Raw genomic sequence first — 17368 nt, forward strand, 5'->3', positions numbered from 1 at the left:
AGCGTAGCGGCTTTCAGGCCTCGCCGATCACCGACAGCAGTCTTTGCAGCGCGCCGCGATTCGCCGCGACCACCGCGCGGCCCGCCTCGCCGATCGCGCGGCGGCGGCGTTCGTCGCGCAGCAGCACGCGCAGCGACTCGGGCAGCGAGTTGGCGCTGACCTGGATGCCGCCTTGCGCGTCGAGCAGCAGGTCGCGCGCCTGCACGAAGTTGTGCATGTGCGGACCGAACAGCACCGGCAGGCCGAGCGCCGCCGGTTCGAGCACGTTGTGGCCGCCGACCGGCAGCAGCGAGCCGCCGACGAAGGCGACGTCGCTGGCGGCGAAGTAGGCGAACATCTCGCCCATGCTGTCGCCGAGCAGGACCTGCGCCGTGACGGCGGCGTCGCCGTCGAGCGCACTGCGCCGCTGCAGGCTGAAGCCCTTGCCCTCGATCAGTTTCGCCACCGCGTCGAAGCGCTGCGGGTGGCGCGGCACCAGCAGCAGCAGGGCGCGCGCTTCGCTGCGCAGCAGTTCGCGATGCGCGGCGAGCACGATCTCGTCCTCGCCTTCGTGCGTGCTCGCCGCGACCCAGACCGGCCGTCCCGCCCAGCGCGCGCGCAGCTGCGCGCCGAGCGCGAGCTGCGTTTCGGGAACCGCCTGATCGAACTTGATGTTGCCCATCACGCTGACGCGCGCGTCGGGCGCGCCGAGCGCGCGGAAGCGCTCGGCATCGGCCGCGCTCTGTGCGGCGATGTGGGCGGCGTCGGCGAGCGTGCGGCGCGCGAAACCCTTGACGCGCGAATAGCCCTGGAACGAGCGCGGCGACAGGCGCGCGTTGGCGATGGTCAGCGGAATGTGGCGGGCCGCCGCGGCGCGCAGCAGGTTCGGCCACAGCTCGGTTTCCATGACGACGATCTGCCGCGGCCGCACGCGGCCGAGAAAGCGCGCGACGACATCCGGCAGATCGTAGGGCGCGTAGCTGTGACGCACGTCGGCGCCGAGCGTCGCCCGCACGCGTTCCGAGCCGGTCGGCGTGGTGGTCGTCACCCAGACGCGGCCGGCGCCGTGCTTGGCGACCAGCGCGCGGATCAGGGGCAGCGCGGCCAGCGTTTCGCCGACCGAGACCGCGTGCACCCAGACCGCGACCGGCTCGGCCGGCCGCGCGACGAAACCGAAACGCTCGCCCCAGCGTTCGCGATAGGCGCGCAGCGCGCGGCTGCGCCAGAGCAGGCGCAGCAGCAAGAACGGCGTGAGCAGGTAGAGAAGAACCGTGTAGAGGACGCGCATGGGCGGCGAGCGTAACCGTGCCGTGTGACCGCTACAATGCGCGCTCCTCCATGTCCCGCGCCTCATGGCCGCTCCCAAGCTCGAAGCCCGTCACTTCCATCCGCGCTGGTGGCCGACCTGGATCGGCATCGCGCTGATCTGGCTGCTGAGCTGGCTGCCGCTGTCGCTGCTGCTCGCGGTCGGCGCCGGGCTCGGCTGGCTGGCCGGCCGCCTGCTGCGCGGGCGGCGGCGCGTGGTGCGCGTCAATCTCGAGCTCTGCTATCCGCAGATGGGTCGCGATGCGCGCGAGCGCCTGATCGACGCGCACTTCCGCGCGCTCGGCGCCGGCGTGTTCGAAGCGGCGGTCGCCTGGTTCGCACCCGACTGGCGGCTGGCGCGGCGCGGCGAGGTGGTCGGCCTCGAGCATCTCGACGCCGCGCAGGCCGACGGCTCCGGCGTGCTGCTGCTGACCGGGCATTTCACGACGCTGGAAATCGGCGCGCGCTACGTCTGCCTCGCGCATCGCCCGTTCCACGCCATGTACCGGCCGTACAACAACGCCGTGCTCGACTACTTCATGCATCACTGGCGCGAAGGCCGCTCCGGCCTGCCGGCGCTGCCGCGCGACGATCTGCGCGGCCTGGTCAAGGCCCTGCGCCAGGGCCACGCGATCTGGTACGCGCCGGACCAGACGCTGGATCCACGCATCAGCGTGTTCGCGCCGTTCTTCGGCGTGCCGGTCGGCACCATCACCGCGACCGCGCGCCTCGCGCAGATGGGCCGTGCCAAAGTCGTGCCGTACTTTCCGCAGCGCATCGGCGGCCGCTACCGCGTCACCTTCTTTCCGGCCCTGGAACATTTTCCGAGCGGCGACGAATTCGCCGACGCCGCGCGCATCAACCGCGTGCTCGAGGACGGCATCGCCCTGGCGCCGAGCCAGTATTTCTGGGTGCACCGCCGTTTCAAGCGCCTGCCGCCGGGCACGCCCAACCCGTACAGATCGACTTATTGATCCGGCCACAATGAACTTGAATCGGATATGAGCCACGGCCGGCGTGGCCGGATCAATAACAAAACCCGTGCTCTGCGGTTATTGAGGCGGCGACCGCGCGTTCGGCAAAGCCCGCAGGCGTTCGGCCGAGCCTTCAGCATCTTCAAGTTCATGATGGCCGCCTCAATAACAGGCCGCGCCGTCATCGGCAGCGCGAAGGCGCAGGAAACGGCTGCTATAGTTGGGCGGCTAAAAAGCACTCGGGGAAACAAGGACGCATGAACAGCTTTCGCAAAGCCGCACTGACGGCGGTCTTCGCCGGCGGTATCGCCCTGGCGCCGCTGAGCTTCGCCGCCAACGTGGCGCAGGACGCCCAGGCCCTGATCGACGCCGGCAAGGCCAGCGAGGCGCTCAGCAAGCTCGACGACCATCTGGCCAAGAATCCGCAGGACGCCGAAGCGCGTTTCACCAAGGGTCTGGCGCTGGTCAAGCTGGGCCGCAGCAGGGACGCCATCCGCGTGTTCGCCGATCTGACGCGCGACTATCCGCAGCTGCCGGAGCCGTACAACAACCTCGCCGTGCTCTACGCCGCGCAGGGCGAATACGACAAGGCGCGCGACGCGCTGCAGGCCGCGGTCGTCAAGCATCCGGGCTACGCGACGGCGCACGAGAATCTCGGCGACATCTACGCCGCGCTGGCCGGCGCCGCCTACGGCAAGGCCGCCGCGCTCGACGCCGGCAACCAGGGCGTGCGCCGCAAGCTCGCGGTCATCAACCAGCTCGACACCGGCCTCGACGCCGCCGTCGCGCCGCAGCCGGTCGCGGCCGCAGCGGCCGCAGCGCCGCCGAGCGCGGCGCCCGTCGCGGCGCCGGCCAAAGCGGCCGAGGCGCCGAAGAGCGCGGAGAGCGAGGCGCGCCACAGCGCCGCCATCGGCCAGGTCAACGCCTGGGCGAAGGCTTGGGCGAGCAAGGACCTCGACGCCTACTTCGCGCTGTACGCCCCCGAGTTCACGCCGGAGGGCGGCATCTCGCGCGAGACCTGGCAGGCGCAGCGCCGCGATCGCATCGAGAAGCCGAAGCACATCGCCGTGCGCGTCGACAATCCGCAGGCCACCGACATCGAGGACGGCGCGGTGCGCGTGAGCTTCCGCCAGGTCTACGAATCGGATTCGTTCAAGGATTCGGTCAGCAAGGTGCTCGAACTGGTGCCGGTCAACGGCAGCTGGCTGATCGTCCGCGAGTACACTCGCTGAGCGACGCTTTGCGGTTCGGGGATTTTTCCGTGCGAGGGACGCGGTACTTCTGATGCGTGTGTTTGCCTATGCCCGGCCGCTGCTGCTCGCTGCCGGGCTCTTCAGCGCCGGCGTGCAGGCGGCCGAGGCCGCTTCCCCGGAACAGCAGTTCAGCGCCGTCATCGACCTGCTCTCGGCCGGCAAGGCCGAGGACGCGCTGCACGCGCTCGAGCAGCTGACGCAGCGCGCGCCCGATTTCCGGCTGGGGACGCAGTTCTACGGCGAAGTGAAGAAGCGCCTCGCCGCCGACGCGCGCGCGACACAACTGGCCGCGCTCGCCGATGAAGCGCGCGTGCGGCTCGCCAGCGAACGCGCCGTGCCGAAGGCCGGCACCATGCCGGACTCGGTGCTGCGCCTTGCCGCCGCGTTCAAGCACCTGATCGTCGTCGACCTGCCGCGCGCGCGCCTCTACGTGCTGCGCAACGACGGCGGCGAGCTGAAGCTGGTGCGCAACCAGTACGCGGCGATGGGCAAGAACGGCTGGGGCAAGCAGAGCGCCGGCGACAACCGCACGCCGGTCGGCCTCTATCACGTCACCGGCTGGATCGACGGCCGGAAGCTGCCGGATTTCTATGGCGCCGGCGCCTTCCCGCTCAACTATCCGAATCTCTGGGACCAGTTCAAGCGGCGCACCGGCTCCGGCATCTGGCTGCACGGCGTGCCGAGCACGACCGACACGCGGCCGCCGCTGTCGAGCGAGGGCTGCGTGACCATGGCCAATGCCGACCTGCTCGCGCTCAAGCCTTACGTCGAACTCGGCCAGACGCCGGTGCTGCTCAGCGACGCCCTGAGCTGGCAGAGCAGCGAGCAGACGCAGAAGGAACGCGAGGCGTTCATGGCGCGCATCGAGAAGTGGCGCCGCGCCTGGACCGGCAAGGACACCGAGCGCTACCTGTCGTTCTACGGCGACGACTTCACCACCGAAGGCATGCGCCTCAAGGACTTCGCCGCGCACAAGCGGCGCGTCAACGCGCAGAAGAAATTCATCGACGTGCAGCTGTCCGACATCAGCCTGTACCGCTATCCGGGCAGCGACGGCGAGCTGATGCTCGCCGAGTTCACCCAGCACTACCGCTCCGACAATTTCGGCATGGACTCGCGCAAGCAGCAGTTCTGGAAGCGCGACGCCGAGGGCGGCTGGAAGATTTTCCGCGAGGAGAACCGCTGAGCGGCGCGCGCCGCTCGGCGCGCGATCACGGCAGCGGCTTGGGCTGCACCGCCGGTTCGGCGGCCGGATAGCTGAGGCGCGCCGGCGAGCGCTTCGGCATGTTGTGCTGCAGCCAGCTCAGCATGTCGGCCCACACGCGCTGCGACTGCTGCGCGGTCGGCATGATGCCGGCATGCGGCAGCTCCAGCGTGATCACCGGCATGCCCAGGTTGAGGCCGGCGAAATTGCCGAGCGAGCCCGGATAGGTGCCGAGCTGATGCAGGCGCAGATAGCCGAAGCGCGCCGGCGGCTGGTCCGGACCGTCGTAGTCGAGCACGCCGTATGGCGCGTGCACGGAGACGATCGCGTCGGGGCGGAACTCCTCGATCTGCTGCAGCAGCCAGCGCGTTTCCGGCTCCGACAGCGCGCCCGGACCCGGATAGCGGCGCGGGTCCTTGCGCGTCTTCTTCTCCCAGTAGCTGAGCGCCTCGGTCTTCCAGTCGGCGGTCGGGAAATTGCGGTTGAGATCGACGCCGTTGGCGTTGACGCGCGTCGCCGGCTGGGCCAGCAGGCCGTCCGGATTGGCGCAGGGAATCACGCGCCACTCGAAGGGCTGGAAGCGTTCCTGGTCGATGCGCTGCATCCACTGGAAGACGACGCTGACCGCCGAGAACTCGTCGCCGTGGATGCCGCCGAGCAGCAGCACGCGGCGCGGCACGCTGCGCTGCGATTTCGCCGGATAGTCGCGATACAGCAGCGGCTGCCCGCGCACGCTGGTGCCCTGGGTCAGGCGCAGGCCGGCTTTCAGGCAGCTCGCGGTGTCGACATTGCCGAGCCGCGCGCCGAGCGCGCGACAGGCGCCTTCGACGGTGATCAGCGGCGTCGCCCCGGCGCCGCGCGGCGTCGCCAGCGCCGCCATGGAGATAACAAAAAGCCCGGCGAGGAGCCGGGCTGGCAACGGCTGTCCGGCGCTCGGCCTACTTCTTGATGCCACGTTCCTTGCGCACCTTGTCGACCAGGAAATCGATGGCCGCGATCGTCTGATCGAGGCCGCCCGCCATCGCCGGTCCGGTCATGTACTTGCCGCCGACCACCAGCGTCGGCGTGCTGGTGACGCCATAACCGCGCGCCAGCATCTCGGCGCGGTTGACCTGGGCGTCGACCACGAAGCTGTTGAAAGTGCCGGAGAACACATCGGCCGAGATGCCGGCCTTGTCCTGGAACAGCGCGGCGAGCGCCTGCTCGGAGCCAAGCTCGCGCGGATCGCGGTGAATCGCCTCGAACAGCGGCTGGTGCATCTTGGCGAACACGTTCAGCGCCAGCTCGGTGTAGTAGGCCCGCGCGTGCAGCACGCCGATCGGATGGCCGAGCGAGTTCGGATAGCGCAGCAGATCGACGTCGGCCGGCTTCTTCTTCTCCCAGTCGTGCAGCGTCGGCTCGAAGGCGTAGCAGTGCGGGCAGCCGTACCAGAAGAACTCGGCGACCTCGATACGCCTGGCGTCGGCCGGCGCCGTCGTTTCGCGGACCTGCTTGTACTGCTTGCCTTCCTCGAACTTCGCCGAGTCGGCGGCCGAGCAGGCGAAGGCGCTCAGCGTGAGGGCAGCGGCGAGCAGACCGCGGAACAGATGGCGCACGCAGGCCTCCGGCGGGGCTTACTGGAGACCGTTGACGTACGAGGCCAGGGCCTCGATTTCGGAATCGCTCAGCTTCGACGCGACCGTCGCCATGATCTTGTGGTTGCCTTCCGGCAGCTCGCCCTTGGCGTCCTCGCGGTACTGCTTGAGGCGCGCCGAAACGTAGACCGAGTGCTGGCCGCCGATGCGCGGATAGGCGGCGGGCGACACGCCGGCGCCGGTCGGGCCGTGGCAGGCGGCGCAGGCCGGCAGGCCGCGCGCGGCGTCACCGGCGCGATAGATCTTCTGCGCGACCGGGATCGCGTCGGCGCTGCCGACGCCCGGCGCCGCCGGCTGTGCGGCGAAGTAGGCGGCGAGGTTCTGGACGTCCTCGTCCGAGAGCGCCGCGGCCTGCGGCTGCATCAGCGGATTCTGGCGCTTGCCGGCCTTGAACTGATGCAGCTGCTCGGCGATGTAGCGCGAGCTCTGCGCGGCGAGCTTCGGCCATTGCGGATTGGCGCTGTTGCCGCCCGGACCATGACAGGCCGTGCAGACCGCAGCCTTGGAGGCGCCCGCTTCGGCGCTGCCCTGGGTGTACGGATCCTTGGCGGCGCCTTCGGCGAAGACCGCAAGCGGTGCGCAGAGGACGGCAGCCAGCAAAACGCGCTTCATTCGACAAACTCCCGGACAGGACGCAGCGGCCGATCGTCTTCCACAGACTGCCGTCGCGAGATGGATCAAACAAAAGTTCCGGGATTCTACAGGGTCCATCGGCCACATTTCACGCCGCCGGCGCGCCGCGCGGGGTCGCGGACGGCTATGCTGCGCGCCATTGCCGAGGTGCACCGTTCCCATGCCTGCCAGCCGTTCCCCCTCCGCCAAGGTCGCCGGCGACCGCGGCACGCCGAATCCTCTGGCGGGCGCCGCCTTCCTGCTGTCCTGCGCCAAGCTCACCCAGCTGCCCGCCGACGGCCTGCCCGAGATCGCCTTCGCCGGCCGCTCGAACGCCGGCAAATCGAGCGCCCTCAACACGCTGTGCGGGCAGAAGCAGCTGGCGCGCGTGTCGAAGACGCCGGGCCGCACGCAGCTGATCAATCTGTTCGACGTGCCGGGCGGCCGCTTCGCCGACCTGCCCGGCTACGGCTTCGCCGAAGTGCCGAAGGACGTCAGCCAGAGCTGGGGGCGCCTGATCGGCGACTATCTGCAAGGCCGCGCCAATCTGCGCGCCATCGTGCAGATCATGGACATCCGCCATCCGCTCACGCCGTTCGACGTGCAGATGCTGGAATGGGCCGCGCAGCGCGGCCTGCGCTGCCTGCTGCTGCTGACCAAGGCCGACAAGCTGAGCTTCGGTGCCGCCAAGAACGTGCTGCTGCAGGTGCGCAAGGCGGTCGCCGAACTGCCGGAAGTCGAGGTGCGCCTGTTCTCCTCGGAGAGCCGGCTCGGCGTCGACGAGGTGCGCACGCTGCTGCGCGACTGGCTGTCGGCCGCCGCCGGCTGAGTCGCGGTGCTGCGCACGCTGGGCATCCTGCTGGTCCTCGCCGTCGCGGCCTGGTTCGCGCACCGGCAGCGGCTCGACGAAGCGCTGGTCGATGCCGTGCTGGGCCCGCAGGCGGCGCCGGCGCCGCTGGTCGCGCTTGCCGTCGTGCTGATCGCCGGTCTCCTGCTGATGTTTCCGCGGCGCTGACCGTGCCGCGGCGCCGGACTGCGCCGCCGTTCTCGTTCTGAGGAGTTGCACCCGTTGCGAAACGGTGACGCTTCGCCATAGCGTGGCGGACGCGGACGGGGGGCGCCGCGCTTCCCCACTTCTTGCGCAAACACGCAAAGACATGGCGAGTTTCGCCGCCCCGGTTCCGGCGCGGCTTCCGCAAGAGACGGCCAAGGCGTTGATGTGAAAAGGAGTTCCTTCGAGGCCAGGGAATGGCATCGGCCGTGCAGAAGCATGGCATCCAAATGGTTCACTCGTGCATCCAAGTTGCTGGGACCCCTTCCTTTCCATCCATGAATACGCAGATCCGCATCGGCCGCCGGCTGCTGCTGGCCATGGCCACCGCCTTGTGCGGCGCTTGCGCCGTCGGCCCCGAATACCGCACGCCGCCGCCCGACGACAACGTACCGGCGCAGTGGCATGCGCGCCTGCCGCACGGCGGTGAAGTTTCGGCGCTGACGCAGTGGTGGCGGCAGTTCGACGATCCCCTGCTCGCCGAACTGGTCGACGCGGCCGAGGCGCGGCATCCGGACATCGACGCCGCGGTGGCCGCCGTGCGTGAGGCGCGCGCCGCGGTGACCGGCTCGCGCGCCGGCCTGCTGCCGGGCATCAGCGGCAACGGCGTGATGACGCGCAGTTCCGGTTCCGGCGACAGCGGCGGCGCCGACACGCCGCCGTTCACGCTGTTCAACGGCTCGCTCGACGCCAGCTGGGAGCTCGATCTGTTCGGCGGCGCGCGGCGCGGCCTCGAGGCGAGCCGCGCACGCCTGCAGGCTGCCGAGGCGGACTGGCACGAGGCGCGCGTGACCCTCGCCGCCGAAGTCGCCGACGCCTACGTCGAGCGCCGCTACTGCGAGCGCCTCGTGGCGCTGTATCGCGACACGCTCGAATCGCGCCGCGAGACCGAGCGGCTGACGACGCTCAAGCTCAAGGCCGGTTTCGTGGCGCCCGCCGACGAGGCGCAGGCGCGCGCCGGCAGCTACGAGAGCGAGAACCAGCTGATCGCGCAGGAGGGCGTCTGCCAGCAGGATCTCAACCGTCTCGCGCAGCTCACCGCGCTGCCGGCCGCGCAGCTCGAGGCGCGCCTCGCCGCCACGCCCGACCGCGGCGCGCAGGCCGCGGGCGCGGCGGCGGAAAGCGCCGATCGCAGCGGCATTCCGGTGCCGACGAATCCGGCGGTGCCGGCGGTGCCGGCGGCGCTGCTCTCGCAGCGCCCGGACCTGATGTCGGCCGAACGCACGCTGGCCGCGGCGAGCGCCAACATCGGCGTCGCCGTCGCCAGCCGCCTGCCGTCGCTGAGTCTCGGCGGCTCGATCGGCATCAACCATCTCGCGCACAGCGGCCAGGACGTGCGCAGCTGGTCGTGGTCGCCGCAGCTGACGCTGCCGATCTTCGAGGGCGGCGCCGGCGTGGCGCGCGTCGAGACGGCCCGCGCGCAGTACGACCAGGCGCTGGCCGGCTATCGCGGCAAGGTGCTGGTCGCCGTGCAGGAGGTCGAGGACGCGCTGACCCGCGTCGACGCCTCGGTGCGCCGCGCCGACGCGGCGCGCCAGGCCGAGCGGAACTACAGCCTGCTGCTCGCCTCGCAGGAGAACCGCTACCGCCTCGGCGCGACTTCGCTGCTCGATCTCGAGGACACGCGGCGCCTGACGCTGGCGAGCCGCGAATCGCTGGCCGCCGTCGAGCTGGAGATCAGCCAGTCCTGGATCGCGCTGTACAAGGCCGCCGGCGGCGGCTGGCGCGACGATGCCGGCACCGCCGTCGGCCAGGCTTCTTCCCCATCGGGCGGCGCCGCCGCCGCACAGAACCCAGCAGGAGCTGGTGCATGAACGCCTCTTCCTTTCCTCGTCATACCCTGCGGCTGGTCATTGCCGTGCCGCTGCTCGCGGCGTTCGCGGCCTGCGGCAAGAAGGAGAGCGCCCCGGAAGCGCCGAAGCCGGTGATGACGGTGGAAACCGTCGCGCCGCAGGCCCAGGAATGGCCGCAGCGCCTCGCCGCCAGCGGCAATGTCGCCGCCTGGCAGGAGGCCGTGGTCGGCGCCGAGGTCGGCGGCGCGCGTCTCGTCGAGGTCAAGGTCAACGTCGGCGACGTTGTCAGAAAGGGTGACGTGCTCGCCGTGCTCGATCCGGCGACGCTGCAGGCGCAGGCGGCGCAGCAGGATGCCGCCGTCGCGCAGGCCGAGGCGACGCTGGCCAAGGCGCGCGCCGACGCCGAGCGCGCCGAGCAGCTCGACAAGACCGGTTCGATCAGCCAGCAGGACATCCAGCAGTACCGCACCGCGGCGGCGACCGCCGAGGCGCAGCTCAAGCTGGCACGCGCGCAGCGCGCCGTCGCCGGCCTGCAGCTGCGCTACGCGCGCGTGGTCGCGCCGGACGACGGCGTGATCTCGGCGCGCACGGCGACGGTCGGCACGGTGGTCGCCGCCGGCACCGAGCTGTTCCGCCTGATCCGCGGCCAGCGCCTCGAATGGCGCGCCGAAGTGCCGGGCGACGCGCTCGCGCGGCTGCATCCCGGCATGCGCGCCGAGCTGCGCCGTCCGGGCGACGGCACGATCGTCGCCGGCACGGTGCGCCAGCTGGCGCCGACCGTCGATCTGCAGACGCGCAACGCCATCGTCTACGTCGACCTGCCGAAGAACGCCGGGCTCGCCGCCGGCCAGTTCGTCGAGGGCGCGTTCGAGTTCGGCACGCAGCCGGTGCTGGCGCTGCCCGAATCGGCGATCGTGCTGCGCGACGGCCACAGCTACGTGATGACGATCGACGACAAGAACATCGTGCACCAGCTCAAGGTCGACACCGGCGCGCGCCACGGCGATCTGATCGCCGTGGCCAGCCAGGCGCTGAGCGCGGCGACGCGCATCGTGCGCTCGGGCGGCAGCTTCATCGGCGACGGCGACCTGATCGCCGTGGAGGGCAAATGAACATCAACTTCTCGGCCTGGTCGATCCATCGGCCGACGCCGGCGGTGCTGCTGTTCTTCCTCGCCACGGTCGCCGGCTTTCTCGGCTTCAACGCGCTGCAGATCGCCAAGATGCCGGACTTCGACTTCCCCGGCATCATCGTCGACGTGCAGCTGCCGGGCGCGACGCCGTCGCAGCTCGAAACCGAGGTGACGCGCAAGATCGAGGACGCTACCGCCAACATTCCCGGCGCGCGCCACGTCACCTCGACCGTCTCCGACGGCGACTCGAACACTTTCATCGAATTCGAGATCGGCAAGAACGTGCAGGACGCGCTCAACGACGTGCGCGACGCGGTGACCGGCGTGCGCTCGGCGCTGCCGGCCGACATCCTCGAGCCGACCGTGCAGCGCGTCACCACCAACGGCAGCTCGATCGCCACCTACACGATCAGCTCCGAGAACATGGACGAGATGGACCTGTCCTGGTTCGTCGACAACATCGTCAGCAAGGCCATCATGCCGATTCCCGGCGTCGGCAAGGTCGTGCGCTACGGCGGCGTGCAGCGCGAGGTGCGCGTCGAACTCGACCCGGTGAAGCTGCAGGCCTACGGCGTCACCGCCGGCGAGGTGTCGCGGCAGATCAACAGCATGCAGCAGGAAGCGCCGGGCGGCCGCGGCGATCTCGGCGGCCTCGAACAGGCCGTGCGCACGATCGGCAACGTGCAGACCGCGCAGCAGCTCGCCGCCTTCAGCTTCCCGCTCGCCGACGGCCGCCGCGTGCGCCTCGATCAGCTCGCCAGCGTGCGCGACACCACCACCGAGCCGCGCCAGGCGGCGACGCTCGACGGCAAGCCAGTGATCTCCTTCCGCGCCTATCGCGCCAACGGTTCGGCCGAGGCCGAAGTGGCGAAGGCCATCGGCCGCGAGGTCGACGAGCTGCAGAAGAAATATCCGCGCGTGAAGTTCGAGAAGGTCTACGACACCGTCGGTCCGATCGAGCACTCGTACCATGCTTCGATGCAGGCGCTGCTCGAAGGCGCGATCCTCGCCGTCATCGTCGTCTGGATCTTCCTGCGCGACTGGCGCGCGACGCTGATCTCGGCGGTCGCCCTGCCGCTGTCGATCCTGCCGACCTTCGCCTTCATCCACTGGGCCGGCTACACGCTCAACACCATCACGCTGCTGGCGCTGACGCTGGTCATCGGCATCCTCGTCGACGACGCCATCGTCGAGGTCGAGAACATCATGCGCCACCTGCGCATGGGCAAGACGCCCAAGCAGGCCGCGCTCGACGCCGCCGACGAGATCGGCCTCGCCGTCATCGCCACCTCGCTGACGCTGATCTCGGTGTTCCTGCCGGTGGCGCTGATGCCCGGCATCTCGGGCCTGGTCTTCAAGCAGTTCGGCTGGACGGCGGCGATCGCTATCTTCGCTTCGCTGGTCGTCGCGCGCCTGCTGACGCCGATGATGGCGGCCTACATGCTCAGCGCGGCGGGACTCGGCAAGGGTCACGACCACGAAAGCGACGACGGCTGGATCATGCGCCGCTACATGCGCGCGGTGCGCGTCTGCCTGCGTCATCCTTGGTGGACCAGCTTCGGCGCCGCGCTGTTCTTCTTCATGTCGCTGTGGCTGTCGACGCTGCTGCCGAAGACCTTTCTCGCCGCCGAGGACGTCGCTTTGACGCTCGTCACCGTCGAGGCGCCGCCCGGCTCGACGCTGCAGCAGACGCTGGCGCTCGACCAGCAGGCCTGGAAGACGCTGCACGAGATCCCGGAGATCCGGCACGTCTACATGATCCTCGGCAATGGTGTCACCGCCAGCAGCACGGTGCAGAGCGGCGGCAATGTCACCGTGCTGACTTACCTCATTCCGCTGCAGCCGCAGAAGGAGCGCGAGCGCACGCAGCAGCAGATCGAGAAGGAGATGGGCGAACGGCTCAGCAAGCTGCCGGGCGTGCGCGTCACCGTCGGCGGCAACGGCAACGGCCAGCAGCTCACCGTGCAGCTGACCAGCGAGGACCCGGTGATGCTGACCGCGACCTCGAACCAGGTGCTGCGCGAGCTGCGCACGATTCCGGGCCTGGGCGGCGCCACCTCATCGGCGAGCATCCTGCGCCCCGAGCTGGTGATCCGCCCGGACTTCGCGCGCGCCGCCGAGCTCGGCGTGACCGCCGAGGCGATCGGCGATGCGGTGCGCGTCGCCACGTCCGGCGACTACGACGTGATCCTGCCCAAGCTCAATCTGCCGGAGCGCCAGATCTACATCCGCACCATGCTCGATCCGGCCGCGCGCACCGATCTCGAGACCCTCCGCCAGCTGCGCGTCGCGTCGGCGCACGGTCCGGTGCCGCTCGGCAACGTCGCCAGCGTCAACGTCGAAGGCGGCCCGGCACAGATCGACCGCTACGACCGCGCCCGCAACGTGACGCTGACGGTGAACCTGCAGGGCAGGCCGCTCGGCGAGGTCAACAAGCAGATCGAAGCGCTGCCGTCGATGAAGCACCTGCCGCCGCAGGTGCGGCGCGGCGAAGGCGGAGACGTCGAATTCATGAACGATCTGTTCGGCAACTTCGCGATCGCCATGCTGACCGGCATCTTCTGCGTCTACGCGGTGATGGTGCTGCTGTTCCACGACTTCGCGCAGCCCTTCACCGTGCTCACCGCGCTGCCGCTGGCGGCGGGCGGCGCGCTCGGCGGGCTCGTCGTGTTCGGCATGGAGCTGTCGCTGGCCTCGCTGATCGGCCTGCTGATGCTGATCGGCATCGTCAGCAAGAACTCGATCCTGCTCGTCGAGTACGCGATCGCCGCGCGCGGCCAGCGCGGCCTGTCGCGCTTCGACGCGATCATCGACGCCTGCCACAAGCGCGCGCGGCCGATCGTGATGACCACGGTGGCGATGGTCGCCGGCATGCTGCCGATGGCGCTCAACATCTCGCGCACCGACGCCGGCTTTCGCGCGCCGATGGCGGTGGCGGTGATCGGCGGCCTGCTGACCTCGACGGTGCTGAGCCTGCTGGTCGTGCCGGTCGTCTACGAGCTCGTCGACGACTTCGAAGGCTGGCTGCGCCGCCGCGTGTTCCGCCACAAGCCGGAGGCGACGCCGGCGGAACTGCACCTCAGTTGAGACGGCATCCGCGCCGCCGCCCCGCCTGCGGCGGCGCAGCAATGCCGCGCGAGGCGGGCCCTCGCGGGCAATAAAAAACCCGGTGACCGTGGGGGGCAGTCACCGGGCACGCTTTCCGGCTTGGGGAGAGCCGGACCCGCCCAGGGAGTGGAGGCGGGGGAGCGGGACAGGGAGAATCGCCGCTCGCAGAACTTTGATGCGGCCGGCCGGGGAAAGTTCAAGGAAGCCGCGAAAAATTTTCGCCTGCGCGGCAAGCCCGCGAATCGGCAATAAAAAAGCCCGGCGATCGGGGGAATCACCGGGCTACGCTTTCCGGCTTGGGGCTGCCGGACCCGCCCAGGGAGTGGAGGCGGGGAGCGGGACAGGGAGAATCGCCGCTCGCAAACTTAGACGCGGCGCCGGGGATGAAGTTCAACGCCGCGCGGGCAAAAAATTTTGCATTGCCGCAGCGCCGCGCCGAGCTTCATCAAAATCAGGTAGTTACAGCAACTGATGACAAGGTCAGCGACCGCGTTTTTCGACTAAATTTCTTTCATTTTCCGCTGTTTGCATGGCCGGAGGCGGTATGGGCGGCATCCCATTCCGTGCCGAAGCCGAAATCGGCGACCAGCGGCACCTGCAGGCGGGCGATGCGCACCATGCGATCGGCGATCGCCGGCGCCAGCTCGCGCAGGCGCGCTTGCGGGCCTTCGAACACCAGTTCGTCGTGCACCTGCATGATCATGCGGATGTCCGGCGCGCGGCGGCCCAGGAAGGCGGCGACGTCGATCATCGCCAGCTTGATCAGATCGGCGGCGGTGCCCTGCAGCGGCGCGTTGATCGCCGTGCGCTCGGCGTAGCCGCGCAGGGCCTGGTTGCCGGACGCGATGTTCGGCAGGTACAGGCGGCGGCCGAACAGGGTTTCGACGTAGCCGGTCTCGCGCGCGTTGACGCGCGTCTGGTCCATGAACTGCTTGACGCCCGGATAGCGCGCGAAGAAGCGCGTGATGTAATCCTGAGCCTCGCCGCGCGCGATGCCGAGCTGGCGCGCAAGGCCGAACGCCGACATGCCGTAGATCAGGCCGAAGTTGATCGCCTTGGCGGCGCGGCGCTGATCGGACGAGACCTGTTCGAGCGACAGGCCGAACACCTCGGCGGCGGTCGCCTGGTGAATGTCGAGGCCATCGCGGAAGGCCCCCTGCAGGCGCGGATCGCCGGAGAAATGCGCCATCAGGCGCAGCTCGATCTGCGAGTAGTCGATCGACGTCAGCGCATTGCCGGGTTCGGCGATGAAGGCCTGGCGGATGCGCCGGCCTTCGGCGTTGCGCACCGGGATGTTCTGCAGGTTCGGATCGGAGGACGACAGGCGCCCGGTTGCGGCGACCGCCTGGTGATACGAGGTATGGATGCGGCCGGTCTGCGGATTGACCGCCTGCGGCAGCAGCTCGGTGTAGGTCGAGCGCAGCTTCTGCAGCGCACGCCAGTCGAGGATCAGGCGCGGCAGCTTGTGCTCGGCGGCCAGGCTCTCGAGCACGTCCTCGGCGGTCGACGGTTCGCCCTTCGGCGTCTTGCCGAGCACCGGCAGCTTGAGCTGTTCGTAGAGGATGGTGCCGAGCTGTTTCGGCGAGCCGAGATTGAACTCGGTGCCGGCCTCGACGAAGGCCTCGCGCTGCAGCGCCTCCATGCGCGCGGCGAGTTCGAGCGAGATCTTGCCGAGCAGCGGCACGTCGACCTTGACGCCAGTCTGTTCGACCTGCGCCAGCACCGGCACCAGCGGCATCTCGATGGTCTCGTAGACCTTGTTCAGTGCGGGCACCGCCTTCACGCGCGGATACAGCGTCTGGTGCAGGCGCAGCGTGATGTCGGCGTCCTCGGCCGAGTAGTCGGCGGCGCGGTCGAGCGCGATCTGGTTGAAGGTCAGCTGGTTCTTGCCCTTGCCGGCGATGTCGGCGAAGGCGATCGTCTGGTGGCCCAGATACTTCTCGGCCAGCGTGTCCATGTCGTGGCGGTTGCCGGCGGCATCGAGCACGTAGCTCTGCAGCATGGTGTCGTGCGCCACGCCGGCGACCTGCACGCCGTGGCGCGCGAAGACGTTGAGGTCGTACTTGATGTGCTGACCGAGCTTGGGCCTGCTCTCGTCCTCCAGCAGCGGCTTGAGCCGCGCCAGCACCGCGTCGCGCGGCAGCTGTTCCGGCACGCCGAGATAGTCGTGCGCGAGCGGCACGTACCAGCCGCTGCCGGCGTCGACGGCGAAGGCGATGCCGACCAGATTGGCGCGATTCGCATCGAGGCTGTCGGTCTCGGTGTCGACGCAGATCAGCGGCGCGGCCCGCAGCTTCGCGAGCATCGCCGCGAACGTCGCTTCGTCGGTGACCAGGGTCGCGCGCGTCGGCTGCGAGGGTGGCGGCTGGTCGGCCGCCGGTGTTTCGGGCAGCTCGGGCGCCGAGGAAATCAGCGACGTCGGCAGCTCCTGGCGCTCGGCGACCGGCGGCAGCTCGCCGCTCTGCTGGCGCAGTTCCTCGACCCAGCGATGGAAGCCGAGCCGCGTGTAGAGATTCACCAGCTTTGCCACATCCGGCGCGCGCGGCTTCAGCGCATCGACCGTGATCGGCAGGCTCAGGTCGCAGCGGATCGTCGCCAGGTCCCTGGCCATCGGCAGCTGGCCGAGCGCGGCGCGCAGCTTCTCGCCGATCTTGCCCTTGACCTTGTCGGCGTTGGCGACGACGTCATCGAGCGTGCCGTATTCGTTGAGCCACTTCGCCGCGGTCTTCGGGCCGACGCCGTCGATGCCGGGAATGTTGTCGACCGAATCGCCCATCAGCGCGAGGTAGTCGACGATGCGTTCCGGCGGCACGCCGAAGCGCTCGATCACCGCGGCGCGATCGAGCGTGCGGTTCTTCATGGTGTCGAGCAGGTGCACGCCGTCGTGCACCAGCTGCGCCATGTCCTTGTCGCCGGTGACGATCAGCACCGGCTGGCCGCGCGCGGCGGCCTGCTTGGCCAGCGTGCCGATCACGTCGTCGGCCTCGACGCCGGCTTCCGCGATCACCGGCAGGCCCATGCCTTCGAGCATCTCGACGATCGGCGCGTACTGCGCCGACAGATCGGCCGGCGTCTCGTCGCGGTTGGCCTTGTAGTCGGGATAGATCTGGTGACGGAAGTTGTCGCCCGGCGCGTCGAAGATCACGCCGATTTCCTCCGGCGCGTAATCCTTGAGCAGGCGCCGCAGCATGTTGCCCATGCCGTAGACGGCGCCGGTCGGCTCGCCGCGCGCGTTCGACAGCGGCGGCAGCGCGAAGAAGGCGCGGAACAGCCACGACGAGCCGTCGATGAGGATCAGCGGCTTGCGGGCGGGCTCGGTCATC

General features: G+C 69.7%; 13 protein-coding genes. 8 read left to right on the forward strand and 5 right to left on the reverse strand.

The window, feature by feature from the left end; all coding sequences use genetic code 11:
- Window positions 1-13 precede the first annotated feature (13 nt).
- Entirely contained in the window at window positions 14-1267 is a 1254-nt protein-coding gene (waaA, locus tag K344_RS0113945) for a lipid IV(A) 3-deoxy-D-manno-octulosonic acid transferase (RefSeq protein WP_028081182.1), read from the reverse strand.
- Window positions 1268-1331: 64 nt separating this feature from the next.
- Between waaA and lpxL the strand changes: the two genes are divergently transcribed.
- The 3 genes from lpxL to K344_RS0113960 all read left to right on the forward strand — a co-directional run bounded on the left by lpxL (window position 1332) and on the right by K344_RS0113960 (window position 4697).
- On the forward strand, window positions 1332-2258 hold the full coding sequence (lpxL, locus tag K344_RS0113950) for an LpxL/LpxP family Kdo(2)-lipid IV(A) lauroyl/palmitoleoyl acyltransferase (RefSeq protein ID WP_028081183.1): 927 nt from the start codon (window positions 1332-1334) through the stop codon (window positions 2256-2258).
- A gap of 257 nt (window positions 2259-2515) precedes the next feature.
- Window positions 2516-3490, forward strand: a complete 975-nt coding sequence (locus K344_RS0113955) for a tetratricopeptide repeat protein (RefSeq protein WP_028081184.1) — start codon at window positions 2516-2518, stop codon at window positions 3488-3490.
- Window positions 3491-3542: 52 nt separating this feature from the next.
- The gene (locus K344_RS0113960; RefSeq protein ID WP_028081185.1) at window positions 3543-4697 is read left to right on the forward strand and encodes a L,D-transpeptidase family protein; all 1155 of its coding nucleotides are present in this window, start codon (window positions 3543-3545) and stop codon (window positions 4695-4697) included.
- A gap of 25 nt (window positions 4698-4722) precedes the next feature.
- Here K344_RS0113960 and K344_RS0113965 read toward each other — a convergent pair whose 3' ends face one another.
- From K344_RS0113965 to K344_RS0113975, 3 genes are read right to left on the reverse strand one after another with little or no spacing between them, the layout of a single operon-like run.
- On the reverse strand, window positions 4723-5595 hold the full coding sequence (locus K344_RS0113965) for a M14 family murein peptide amidase A (RefSeq protein ID WP_245586223.1): 873 nt from the start codon (window positions 5593-5595) through the stop codon (window positions 4723-4725).
- Window positions 5596-5653: 58 nt separating this feature from the next.
- On the reverse strand, window positions 5654-6310 hold the full coding sequence (locus K344_RS0113970) for a thiol:disulfide interchange protein DsbA/DsbL (protein ID WP_028081187.1): 657 nt from the start codon (window positions 6308-6310) through the stop codon (window positions 5654-5656).
- Window positions 6311-6328: 18 nt separating this feature from the next.
- Window positions 6329-6961 (reverse strand): c-type cytochrome, encoded by a 633-nt coding sequence (locus K344_RS0113975; RefSeq protein WP_028081188.1) that lies wholly within the window; start codon window positions 6959-6961, stop codon window positions 6329-6331.
- A 181-nt stretch (window positions 6962-7142) separates the two neighbouring features.
- On the opposite strand from K344_RS0113975, the gene yihA reads away from it, so the two are divergent.
- The 5 genes from yihA to K344_RS0114000 all read left to right on the forward strand — a co-directional run bounded on the left by yihA (window position 7143) and on the right by K344_RS0114000 (window position 14024).
- Complete coding sequence (yihA, locus tag K344_RS0113980) at window positions 7143-7790, forward strand: ribosome biogenesis GTP-binding protein YihA/YsxC (RefSeq protein WP_051362233.1); 648 nt, start codon at window positions 7143-7145, stop codon at window positions 7788-7790.
- Between the two features lie 6 nt (window positions 7791-7796).
- Entirely contained in the window at window positions 7797-7976 is a 180-nt protein-coding gene (locus K344_RS0113985) for a hypothetical protein (protein WP_028081190.1), read from the forward strand.
- Between the two features lie 314 nt (window positions 7977-8290).
- A complete protein-coding gene (locus K344_RS0113990; RefSeq protein WP_028081191.1) occupies window positions 8291-9826 on the forward strand; it encodes an efflux transporter outer membrane subunit in 1536 nt (511 codons plus the stop codon).
- Complete coding sequence (locus tag K344_RS21810; RefSeq protein ID WP_051362234.1) at window positions 9823-10917, forward strand: efflux RND transporter periplasmic adaptor subunit; 1095 nt, start codon at window positions 9823-9825, stop codon at window positions 10915-10917. Before K344_RS0113990 ends, K344_RS21810 begins: the two co-directional genes overlap by 4 nt.
- Window positions 10914-14024, forward strand: a complete 3111-nt coding sequence (locus K344_RS0114000) for an efflux RND transporter permease subunit (protein ID WP_211234548.1) — start codon at window positions 10914-10916, stop codon at window positions 14022-14024. Before K344_RS21810 ends, K344_RS0114000 begins: the two co-directional genes overlap by 4 nt.
- 532 nt (window positions 14025-14556) lie before the next feature.
- On the opposite strand, the gene polA is transcribed toward K344_RS0114000, so the two are convergent.
- Complete coding sequence (gene polA, locus K344_RS0114005; RefSeq protein WP_028081193.1) at window positions 14557-17367, reverse strand: DNA polymerase I; 2811 nt, start codon at window positions 17365-17367, stop codon at window positions 14557-14559.
- Window position 17368: the final 1 nt, after the last annotated feature.

Source organism: Solimonas soli DSM 21787, from assembly GCF_000474945.1.
Classification (GTDB): domain Bacteria; phylum Pseudomonadota; class Gammaproteobacteria; order Nevskiales; family Nevskiaceae; genus Solimonas; species Solimonas soli.

Coding starts and splice junctions, on each gene's coding strand:
- K344_RS0113960 (WP_028081185.1), top strand. CDS start 3,543: ATGCGTGTGTTTGCCTATGCCCGGCCGCTGCTGCTCGCTGCCGGGCTC.
- K344_RS0113955 (WP_028081184.1), top strand. CDS start 2,516: ATGAACAGCTTTCGCAAAGCCGCACTGACGGCGGTCTTCGCCGGCGGT.
- waaA (WP_028081182.1), bottom strand. CDS start 1,267: ATGCGCGTCCTCTACACGGTTCTTCTCTACCTGCTCACGCCGTTCTTG.
- K344_RS21810 (WP_051362234.1), top strand. CDS start 9,823: ATGAACGCCTCTTCCTTTCCTCGTCATACCCTGCGGCTGGTCATTGCC.
- lpxL (WP_028081183.1), top strand. CDS start 1,332: ATGGCCGCTCCCAAGCTCGAAGCCCGTCACTTCCATCCGCGCTGGTGG.
- K344_RS0113965 (WP_245586223.1), bottom strand. CDS start 5,595: ATGGCGGCGCTGGCGACGCCGCGCGGCGCCGGGGCGACGCCGCTGATC.
- K344_RS0113990 (WP_028081191.1), top strand. CDS start 8,291: ATGAATACGCAGATCCGCATCGGCCGCCGGCTGCTGCTGGCCATGGCC.
- K344_RS0113975 (WP_028081188.1), bottom strand. CDS start 6,961: ATGAAGCGCGTTTTGCTGGCTGCCGTCCTCTGCGCACCGCTTGCGGTC.
- K344_RS0114000 (WP_211234548.1), top strand. CDS start 10,914: ATGAACATCAACTTCTCGGCCTGGTCGATCCATCGGCCGACGCCGGCG.
- polA (WP_028081193.1), bottom strand. CDS start 17,367: ATGACCGAGCCCGCCCGCAAGCCGCTGATCCTCATCGACGGCTCGTCG.
- yihA (WP_051362233.1), top strand. CDS start 7,143: ATGCCTGCCAGCCGTTCCCCCTCCGCCAAGGTCGCCGGCGACCGCGGC.